At 72.3% G+C, this 9259-nt stretch carries 10 protein-coding genes; 4 read left to right on the top strand and 6 right to left on the bottom strand.

All coding sequences use genetic code 11. The features are described 5' to 3' along the window. Nucleotides 1-554: TMEM165/GDT1 family protein (locus tag VLK61_RS24335; RefSeq protein WP_325424839.1), on the bottom strand; the 554-nt coding region annotated here is incomplete at its 3' end. Between the two features lie 173 nt (nucleotides 555-727). Between VLK61_RS24335 and VLK61_RS24330 the strand changes: the two genes are divergently transcribed. Then, the gene (locus tag VLK61_RS24330) at nucleotides 728-1207 is read left to right on the top strand and encodes a PAS domain-containing protein (RefSeq protein ID WP_325424837.1); all 480 of its coding nucleotides are present in this window, start codon (nucleotides 728-730) and stop codon (nucleotides 1205-1207) included. Between the two features lie 30 nt (nucleotides 1208-1237). Here the strand turns inward: VLK61_RS24330 and VLK61_RS24325 are convergent, their stop codons facing one another. The 3 genes from VLK61_RS24325 to VLK61_RS24315 form a co-directional block, all read right to left on the bottom strand. After that, nucleotides 1238-1597 (bottom strand): hypothetical protein, encoded by a 360-nt coding sequence (locus VLK61_RS24325; protein WP_325424835.1) that lies wholly within the window; start codon nucleotides 1595-1597, stop codon nucleotides 1238-1240. 23 nt (nucleotides 1598-1620) lie between these two features. Next, nucleotides 1621-2199, bottom strand: a complete 579-nt coding sequence (pal, locus tag VLK61_RS24320) for a peptidoglycan-associated lipoprotein Pal (RefSeq protein ID WP_325424833.1) — start codon at nucleotides 2197-2199, stop codon at nucleotides 1621-1623. A gap of 121 nt (nucleotides 2200-2320) precedes the next feature. Beyond that, nucleotides 2321-4102 (bottom strand): histidine kinase, encoded by a 1782-nt coding sequence (locus tag VLK61_RS24315; RefSeq protein WP_325424832.1) that lies wholly within the window; start codon nucleotides 4100-4102, stop codon nucleotides 2321-2323. A gap of 153 nt (nucleotides 4103-4255) precedes the next feature. Between VLK61_RS24315 and VLK61_RS24310 the strand changes: the two genes are divergently transcribed. After that, a complete protein-coding gene (locus VLK61_RS24310; protein ID WP_325424831.1) occupies nucleotides 4256-4486 on the top strand; it encodes a hypothetical protein in 231 nt (76 codons plus the stop codon). Beyond that, nucleotides 4483-5202 (top strand): response regulator transcription factor, encoded by a 720-nt coding sequence (locus VLK61_RS24305; RefSeq protein ID WP_325424830.1) that lies wholly within the window; start codon nucleotides 4483-4485, stop codon nucleotides 5200-5202. The genes VLK61_RS24310 and VLK61_RS24305 overlap by 4 nt, the downstream gene beginning before the upstream one ends. A 50-nt stretch (nucleotides 5203-5252) precedes the next feature. Here the strand turns inward: VLK61_RS24305 and VLK61_RS24300 are convergent, their stop codons facing one another. Then, nucleotides 5253-5912, bottom strand: coding sequence for a peroxiredoxin (locus VLK61_RS24300; RefSeq protein ID WP_325424829.1), 660 nt, complete (start codon nucleotides 5910-5912; stop codon nucleotides 5253-5255). Between the two features lie 94 nt (nucleotides 5913-6006). Beyond that, on the bottom strand, nucleotides 6007-6723 hold the full coding sequence (locus VLK61_RS24295; protein WP_325424828.1) for a hypothetical protein: 717 nt from the start codon (nucleotides 6721-6723) through the stop codon (nucleotides 6007-6009). Nucleotides 6724-6904: 181 nt separating this feature from the next. On the opposite strand from VLK61_RS24295, the gene VLK61_RS24290 reads away from it, so the two are divergent. After that, the coding region (locus VLK61_RS24290) for an ATP-binding protein (protein WP_325424827.1) at nucleotides 6905-9259 on the top strand (2355 nt) is incomplete at its 3' end.

The raw sequence follows: 9259 nt of genomic DNA, 5'->3' as shown, positions 1-9259 counted from the left end.
TTGAACAGCGTCAACACCCCCAGCACCGCGAAGATCAGCGCCGCGGCACCGTGCACCACCGGCATCGACACCTGCTTCGCGATGCGGTCGCCGAGCAACACCGCCGGCACGTTGGCCAGCATCATGCCCAGCGTGGTGCCGGCCACCACGGCCGCCAGCGCGTGGTAGCGCGCCGCCAGCGCCACGGTGGCGATCTGCGTCTTGTCGCCCATCTCGGCCAGGAAGAAGGCCAGCACGGTGGTGCCGAACACACCGAAGCGCTGGCGGCCGCCGGCACTGTCCGCATCGACCCGGTCGGGGATCAGCATCCATGCCGCCATCGCCAGGAACGACAGGCCGATCACCCAGCGCAGCAGGTCGGGCCCCAGCGCGCGGGCCACGCCTTCGCCGAGCACGCCGGCCAGCGCATGGTTGGCCAGCGTGGCGACCAGGATGCCGGCGATGATGGGCAGCGGCCGCTTGAAGCGCGCGGCCAGCAGCATGGCCAGCAACTGGGTCTTGTCGCCCATCTCGCCGAGGGCGACCACGCCGGTTGAGACAAGAAAAGCTTCCACGACGACGACTCCCGGGGGCCGGCAGTACACCACAAGTTCCTGCGGCGTGGCTGCGGGTCGGCGGGGTGGCCGGGTCTTGTCCCGTCAGCAAGTCACCAGAACTCCCCACAGCGCCCGGCCTTGGGTTGGTCCCGGTATCGGCCGAAATAAGCGGGACCGGAAGGACATGCCCGATGCCGTCGAACCTAGAACACCCGCTGCCGCCCGCCCACCCGCACATCCAGTCGGGCACGGCGCTGATCCTGATCGTCGATGCGGATCGCCGCATCCGCCACATCAACCTGGCGTTGTCGCAGCTGATGGGGTATGCCGGCGCGCAACTGATCGGCCATCCGTTCCCGCTGCTGCGCCACCCCGACATGCCGGCCAGCGCGATGCGCGAGATGTGGGCGCAGGTCGACGCCGGCGCGCCGTGGATCGCCACCCTGGCGCTGCGCCGCCGCGATGGCAACCGCCTGTGGGCACTGGCCACCTGTGCACCGGTGCGCCACCCGCGGCTGGGCGCTTGCGTGATGATCGTGCTGATGCGCCCCAGCGATGCCCAACTGCACGCCGCCCTCACGAGCTACGAACACCAGCACAACCGCATCTCGATCTGGCTGGACAAGCTGATGCTGGAACCGCTGGCGCTGGACGACGTGACCCGCTGGTAGGGCCGGCCGCGGAGCGGCCGTGTGCTGGCCTCACTTCGCCGTGGCGGACGCGGCGCTGGCCGGCCTCTTCGCGGCCGTGGCCTTGGCCGGCTTGGGCTTGGCCACCGGCTTGGCGGCTGCCGGCGCGGCGGCCGGTGTGCCGGACTTCGCCGCTTCGTAGTTCTTCAGCGCTTCGTTGATCCGGCCTTCCCGCGTCGACGGGTCGACCGGCGCGGCCGCGGCCGGCGCAACGGCCGCCGGCTGTACGGCCGGTGCCGCTGCCGGAACCGGTGCCGGCGCCACCGGCGGTGGCGAGGCCGCGGGGGCCGGCCGGTTCGCCGGCTGCTCCGCCGCGCAGGCGGCCAGGGCCAGCAGCACCCAGAGGGCGCCGGGGCATCGCAAGGCGTTCATCCGCATGGTGCGCACCCGTCGCGTCAGCGGGCCGGGTACTGCAGGTCGGCGCGGCGGTTCTGCGCCCAGGCCGCTTCGTCGTGGCCGGTGGCCTGGGGTCGCTCGCGGCCCCAGCTGACGGCCTCCATGCGCGCCGCCGGCACGCCGTAGATCTTCAGCGCCTGGCGCACCGATTCGGCGCGCTGCTGGCCCAGCGCCAGGTTGTATTCGGCACTGCCGCGCTCGTCGGTATTGCCCTCGATCTTGATCGCCAGCGCCGGGTTGGCGATCAGGTATTTGCCGTGGCGATCAATCAGGTTGCCGAAGTCCTGCCTCACCAGCGCCGAGTCGAAATCGAAGTACACGCTGCGGCCGGTCGAGATGTCGCTCTTCGGATCCAGGTAGGGCGGCAGCGTGGTGCTGGCCACGGTGGAGCGCGTCGACGGCGGCGCCGTCACGCTCGGCGCGCTCGTCGTGCTACCGGCCGACTTGAGCGGCGGGCTCGCCGACTGCGTCGACGTGGCCGGCGGCGTCGCCACCGGCGTGCTGCTGCAGGCGCCGAGCACGGCGGCCAGCAGGGTCGTCAGGATCGATGCAAGGGCGTGATGTCGGGCGATCGTCACTCGGGTGTCTCCAGGCGCTGTGGGGCGCCGCCGGGCACGGCGGCTGCCGGCAATCTAGTGCGCGCGGCGCGGCAGCGACAGTGCGGCTGGTCACGGCCGGGCAGGCGCTTGGTCACGACCGTCAGCTGTCGAAGGCCAGTTCGATGCGGCTGCCCTGCCCCGGCGCGCTGTGCACGCCCAGCGTCGCGCCGATCAGCGCGGCCTGCTCCCGGATGCCGTGCAGGCCGTAGTGGCCGGGGCGCGGCAGCGCCGGGTCGAAGCCGATGCCGTCGTCCACCACCTCGAGCTGGACGCGCACACCCGGGCTGCCCGCCTCGGCCGTGCCGCGCAGCGTGATGCGGACCTGCTGCGCCGCGGCATGGCGTTCGACATTGCGCAGCGCTTCCTCGACGATGCGGAACACCGTCTCGGCGCGTTCGTCGTTCGGCTTGGCGGCCAGCGGGTCCATGGCCAGCGACACGTGCACCCCGGTGCGCTCGCCGAAGCGCCGGGCCAGGTCCTGCAGCGCCGGACCCAGGCCGCTGTCGCGCACGCCGTTGTCGCGCATCTGAGCGATCGCCGCGCGCGCGTCCACCAGGCCGCTGGTGGCCACGGTCTCGGCACGGCCGAGCTCGGCGTCCAGTTCTTCGCCATCCAGCCGCGTGCGCAGCTTGCGCACCAGGCGGATCTGCGTCAGCAGCGCCATCAGCGAATGGGCCAGCGTGTCGTGCAGGTCGCGCGCCATGCGCAGCCGCTCCCGCGTGACGGCGGCATGCCGCGCATCGTCGGCCATGCGCTCGATGCGCAGCGTGCGCTCGGCCACCCGCTGGTCGAGTTCCACGTTCAGCGTCTGCAGGGCGTGCTTCTCGGTCTGCAGGTGGTCCACCACCTGGGCCAGCGTGGCGCCGATGCGGCTGACCTCGTCGGTGCCGGCCGGTGCCGCCAAGGAACGCCTCTCGCCGCGGCGCACCGCCTCGGCCTCGATGGCCAGCCGCGCCAGGCGCCGCGTGAGCAGCCGAGTGACCCAGGCGGCGGCCGCCGCCGACAGCAGGCCGGCCGCGAAGACCGTCAGGAACAGCGTGTTGCGCGTGGTGCGCGCCGGCGCCAGCGCCAGCTCGGCGCGCTGGCGCACGATGGCCGTCCATTGCACGCCGACGCCATCGGCCAGGCGCAGGTGCGCGCGCGTGCCGATCACGTAGGCGCCGCCTTCGCTGGCATCGAGGTCCGCCGCCAGCCTGCGGCCGAGCCAATGCGCCGGCCCGACCAGCACCGTGCCGTCACGCGTGGCCAGCATCAGTTCGACGCGCCGGTTCTTGTTGAAGGCCTGCTGCATGCGGAACACCCGCTGCTCCACCCAGCCCCAGGACAGAAAGGCCACCAGCGTGCCGCCGCTGCGCACCGGCGCGGCGATGTCGATCAGGTGGGGCGCGGGGCCGTCGACAGCGGACGCCGGCACGCGGCCCGGCAGTTCGGCGTGGCGGTCGCTGACGAAGGGGCCCCGGCGTCCTTGCTCGAACCAGGCCAGCGCCGAGACGTCCAGGCCGCGTTGCGGGCCGCCGGTTTCGGCCACCAGCTGGCCGGCGGCATCGGCCACGCCCAGCCAGACGAATTCGGGAAACTGCGCCTGCGCATCCAGCAGCGTGCGGTTCAGCGCGGCGGGATCCTCGGCGTCCGCCGCCGAGACCTGCGCCGCGGTGGCCAGCAGCAGCGAGCGGCGCGTCTCCAGACTCATCGACACGGCATCACGCACCTGGGTCGCGAATTCGGCCAGCAGGGCTTCGGCGTCGGCGCGCGCGCGCTGTTCGGCCTGGCCCGCGGCCAGGTGGGCGGTGAGCAGCGCGGCCAGCGTCACCACGCCGAACACGGCCCAGCCGATGGCCGCGGCAATGTGCAGGCGGGGGTTCAGGCGGTGGCGAAGCGTCATGCGCCCAGTGTCTCCCGGCGGCGGCGGGCACCGCGCCCGACACGATTCGTGACCTCGACATGCCCGACGGCACCGGGCCGGCGGCACGCTCGTCGGCTAAGCTGTTTGTCATGGGATTCCCCGAACGGCGGCACCGCGCCTGCCGCAGCTGACATGGCCATGATCGACGACCTGGTCGAGGCGGTGGCGCGCGCGGGCCGGCTGCCGCCGGACCAGGCCGTGCTGGCAGTGGACGGCATGCTGCGCTTCCTGGCGGCACGCCTGCCCTCGCCGCTGTTCGGCGAACTGCAGGCGCGGCTGCAGGTGACGACGACGCCCGACCCTTCGGCTGCGCCGTCGACCGGCCCCTCGGACGCGACGGCGCCCACGCCGCGCACGCCATGAGCACCGGCGCCGACGCCACGCCGCCACGCCGCCTGCGGTTGCTGATCGTCGACGATCAACCGCTGATCCGGCGCGGCCTGGCGATGATGCTGGCCACCGAGCCGGACATCGAGGTGGTGGGCCAGGCGGCCGACGGCCTGGACGCGATGGCCCAGGCGCGGGCGACCGCGCCAGACGTGGTGGTGATGGACCTGCAGATGCCGCGGGCCAGCGGCGTGGTGGCCACGCGCGAGATCACCGCCGAACTGCCCGACACCAAGGTGGTGGTGCTGACCACCTACGACGACGACGAACGGGTGTTCGAGGCCATCCGTGCCGGTGCGCAGGCCTACCTGCTGAAAGACGCGTCAGAGGCCGAGGTGCTGGACACCATCCGCTCGGTGCACCGCGGCGAATCCCGCCTGTCGCCGGCCATCGCGCGCAAGGTGATGGCGCAATTCCGTGCGATGGCCTCCCGCGTCCCCCTTCAAGCCGAGGCACCGGTGCCGCGCGAAGCGCACGCGGCGGCCGGCCCGCGCGCACAGGAAGAACCGCTGACCGACAAGGAAGCCCGCATCCTGGACTTGCTGGCGCAAGGCAAGAGCAACAAGCAGATCGCCGCGGCGGTGTTCCTGGCCGAGGGCACGGTGAAGAACTACGTCAGCCGCATCATGGACAAGCTGCACGCCAGCAGCCGCTTCGAACTGGCGGTGCGGGCGGTGTCGCGGCGCGGCTGAAGCAAACCGCCGCGGCGGCATGCGCCGCGGGTGTCAAGGCGCCGCCCCGCTCAGCCCGGCTGCTTGGTGATGCGCAGGTAGGGCTTGGGCGCCGTCCAGCCTCCGGGGAACAGCGTCTTGGCGTCCTCGTCGGAGACCGAGCCGGCGATGATCACGTCCTCGCCCTGCTTCCAGTTCACCGGCGTGGCCACCTTGTGCTTGGCGGTCAGCTGCATCGAGTCCAGCACGCGCAGGATCTCGTCGAAGTTGCGGCCGGTCGTCATCGGGTAGGTCAGCATCAGCTTGATGCGCTTGTCCGGGCCGACGATGAACACCGAGCGCACCGTCGCGTTGGTCGCCGCGGTGCGGCCTTCGGACGAGCCTGGCTCTTCGGCGGGCAGCATGTTGTAGAGCTTGGCCACGGCCAGGTCGTGGTCGCCGATCATCGGGTACTTGGGCAGGTGGCCCTGGGTTTCTTCGATGTCGGCCGCCCACCGGTGGTGGTTGTCGACCGGGTCGACGCTGAGGCCGATCAGCTTGGCGTTGCGCTTGGTGAACTCGGGTTCGATGCGCGCCATGTAGCCCAGCTCGGTGGTGCACACCGGCGTGAAGTCCTTCGGGTGGGAGAACAGGATCGCCCACTTGTCGCCGATCCAGTCGTGGAAGTTGATCGTGCCCTGGGTCGTCTGGGCGCTGAAGTCGGGGGCGATGTCGTTGATGCGCAGGCTCATGATGGGTTCTCCGGGTAGCGCGCTCTGAACAGGGATGGCAACCGCCCGGCGCGGCATGGGCGGGTGGCTGCCTGGGATCGCAAGGGTAGTCGGTTCAGTCGGTCATGGCGGCGATGGCGGCCGTGGCTTCCAGGCTGGGCACCTCGGCCAGCACGCCCGCCCAGACCTCCGGCGGCGCCGCGCGGCGCGCCAGCGGCAGGTACTGCGCCCACTGCGCCGGCGTGCACACCGCCTTCAGTGCCTGCACGAACACCCGCGTGGCGCCCACCGGCGTGTTCTTGCCGCTGCCGAAGCTGGCCAGCGATTGCACGCCATGCGCCACGAAGTGATCGAAGCCGCCATGGGCGATGCCGGCCGACACGCACCAACGCGCGAACAGCGGGGCCTTGGGCGCCGGCAGCCGGGCCACCAGCGGCATCATGATGTCCTCCTCGTGCTGCAGGTGCGCCTCGGCGATCACGCGGTAGGCCGCGAAGGCGCTGCGCAGGGCCGCGGCACCGTCGGCGAGAGACTGGGTGACGGCCTGTTGAGCGGCATGCTCCTGTGCGTGTTCGTCCTTGAACATCGCCGCGCCGACGGCACCGTCGAAGAAATGGTCCAGCATCGCCGAGCTGCCGCCGCCGGCGCCTTCGACACCATCCTCCATCGCCGCGTGCACGGCAATCACCGCGGTGTAGGCCTGCCACGCGGGCGCGAAGCCGGCCAGGTCGCCGGCCTCGGCCAGCGGGGCCAGCACCTGGCACAGATCGTTGCGCAGGACCTCGTGGTAGTTGCGCATCACGGCGGGTGCGGAGACTTCGGGTTCGGTCATCTTGGGCTCCTGCGGGCGGCTGGTGGCGATGGGAGGGAGTCTGACTATCCCTGCCGCGGAAGTCCTTCAGGGCGCATTCAATGTTGTTAAACCTGCGGCCCGGGCCGCCGCGGCGGTGCCTTAAGCTCCGTGCCCGGGGGCGTCCGTGGAAGGGCGCAAAGAAGAAGACGAGAGGACCACCTTGACTACCGCACGCCTGGCTGCACCGACCCGGCCGCTGCACTTCGGGCCTGGCGGCCGTTTCGAGCTGCGGCCTGCCGAGTACCGGTTGCTGGTGGATGGCCAGCCCGCCGCGCTCGGCGGCCGCGCGCTGGACCTGCTGATGGCGCTGGCCGCCTACCCGTCGGAGCTGCGGACCAAGGGCGAGTTGCTGGACATCGTCTGGCCAGGCCTGGTGGTCGAGGAAAACAACCTGCGCGTGCAGATCAACACGCTGCGCCGGCTGCTCGGTGAAGACGCCATCGCCACGGTGCCCGGCCGCGGCTACCGGCTGAGCGCGGCCCTGCAGGCCGAGCCCGAGGCCCCCGCAAGCCCGGCCGAATTGCCTCCGGCGCCGGCCGCAGCGCGCGCGCCGGGCATCGCGGTGACGCAGCGCCTGTTCGGCCGCGACGCCGACCTCGCCCGGCTGGAATCCCTGCTACAGGCGGGCAGCGGCTGCATCACGCTGGTCGGCACGCCCGGCGTGGGCAAGAGCAGCCTGGCGCGCGTGGCGCAGGCGCGGTGGCCCGGGCGCAGCGCCTGGGTCGACCTGGCCCCGCTGACGCTGGGCGGCCAGATGGCAGGCGCCATCGCGCGGGCGCTGGGCGCCCAGCTGGACGAGGGCGAGCCCGCGGTGCAGGTGCTGCAGCTGCTGCAGGTACTGCGTTTGCTGCCGCAAGACGCGCCGCTGCTGCTGGTGCTGGACAACGCCGAGCACCTGATCGAGCGCTGCGCCGACTGGGCCTCGCAGCTGCGCGCCGCGCCGCAGCTGCAGCTGCTGGTCACGAGCCAGCTGCCCCTGGGCACGGGCAGCGAACAAATCCTCCGCCTGGAGCCGCTGCCCGTGCTGGACACGGCGGAGGCGCCCGAAGGCGCACTGGCCCTGCTGGTCGACCGCATCAGCGCGGCGGACAACCGGTTCCAGCTCACGCCCGGGGCGCTGCCCTTGCTGAACGCCCTGTGCCGGCAGCTGGACGGCCTGCCGCTGGCGCTGGAGATGGCCGCCGCACGCGTGCCGCTGATGGGCCTGCGGGCCGTGCACGACGCCCTGGTCGAGCGCTTTGCACTGCTGTCGCGCGGCCGCCGCGATTCGCCGGCGCGCCACCGCAGCCTGCACGACGCGCTGGACTGGAGCTATGGGCTGCTGGGCGCGCAGGACCAGCGGCTCTTCCGCGCCATTGGCGTGTTTGCCGGCGGCTTCACGCTGGACCTGGCGCTGGCGCTCACCGCGGACGAGCATGTGGGGCGCTGGGACCTCATCGACGGCCTGGCCACGCTGGTCGAGCGTTCGCTGGTCAGCGTCAGTCTCGGTGCCAGCCCTGGTGTCAGCGATGGGGAGCCGCCACGCTATCGCCTGCTGGAGACGATGCGTGCGTATGCGCTGCGGAAACTGGCGTGCCCGGCGCCCGGTGCCGCTGACGAGAGCCCCTCGCTGCGCCGGCGCCATGCCGCGGCGGTGCTGGCGCTGTTCACGCGCGGCGATTCGAGTGCCCAGTGCCTGGCCGAGATGGACAACGCGCGCGAAGCCTTCCTGTGGGCCCGGGACCACGAGCTGGCCGTGGCGGCGCAGCTCAGCGCCCGCGTGGCCCACGAGATCGGCTTCACCGTCTGGCGCCAGGAGGTCACCGAGTGGATGCTGTCGCTGCAGCCGGCGATGCAGCAGGCGGCCGGGCAGGCTTTGCCGCTGCAGACGCAGGCCTTCTGGTGGGCCATGCTGGCCTATGTGCTCAACGTGCGCCGGGACCGGGCTGCCAGACCCGCGGCCAAGCAGGCCGTGTCGCTGTGGCGGCAGCTCGGCCAGGCCGCCGAGCTGCAGGCGGCGCTGGCGCACTGGGTGCGCGCCATCACCGAGCCCGGACCCGAGCTCGACGAGGCCTGCGCTGCGTTGCTGCAGTCGGCGGCGGCGGACGCGGACGCGGCCTCGCCGCGGGCACTGCTGCGTGTGCATGGCGCGCTGGCCGAGGCGGCGCGTGTGCGCGGAGACGCCCAGGCGCTGCTGGCCTGCCGCGAGCAGGAGCTGCTGATGTCGCGCGAACTGGGCTGGAACGACATGGCGCAGGCGGCCGAGAGCAACGTCTGCGCAGCGCTGATCGAACTCGGCCGCCACATCGAGGCGTCCGAGCGCAGTGACAGGCTGCTGCGGCAGATCGATGCCGATGGCGGCGACGCCAACGGCAACCTGCCCTGGGCTTTGAACGTGCGGGTCGAGTCGCTGGTACCGCTGGGCCGGTTCACCGAGGCGCGGGCGCTGCTGCCGCGCTCGCTGGCCACCGGCCGGCGCTTCGGCACCACGGTGGCCTGGCAGGGCATCCTGGTGCTGGTGGTGGCGCAGCAGCGC

It is taken from the genome of Aquabacterium sp., assembly GCF_035476535.1.
Lineage (GTDB): Bacteria > Pseudomonadota > Gammaproteobacteria > Burkholderiales > Burkholderiaceae_C > Pseudaquabacterium.
This window is presented reverse-complemented; position numbering and strand designations above follow the sequence as displayed.

Bases quoted from the DNA above. Each gene is read 5' to 3' on its own strand.
- VLK61_RS24315 (WP_325424832.1), bottom strand. From the start codon at position 4,102: ATGACGCTTCGCCACCGCCTGAACCCCCGCCTGCACATTGCCGCGGCC.
- VLK61_RS24310 (WP_325424831.1), top strand. From the start codon at position 4,256: ATGGCCATGATCGACGACCTGGTCGAGGCGGTGGCGCGCGCGGGCCGG.
- VLK61_RS24330 (WP_325424837.1), top strand. From the start codon at position 728: ATGCCGTCGAACCTAGAACACCCGCTGCCGCCCGCCCACCCGCACATC.
- VLK61_RS24295 (WP_325424828.1), bottom strand. From the start codon at position 6,723: ATGACCGAACCCGAAGTCTCCGCACCCGCCGTGATGCGCAACTACCAC.
- VLK61_RS24305 (WP_325424830.1), top strand. From the start codon at position 4,483: ATGAGCACCGGCGCCGACGCCACGCCGCCACGCCGCCTGCGGTTGCTG.
- VLK61_RS24325 (WP_325424835.1), bottom strand. From the start codon at position 1,597: ATGAACGCCTTGCGATGCCCCGGCGCCCTCTGGGTGCTGCTGGCCCTG.
- VLK61_RS24300 (WP_325424829.1), bottom strand. From the start codon at position 5,912: ATGAGCCTGCGCATCAACGACATCGCCCCCGACTTCAGCGCCCAGACG.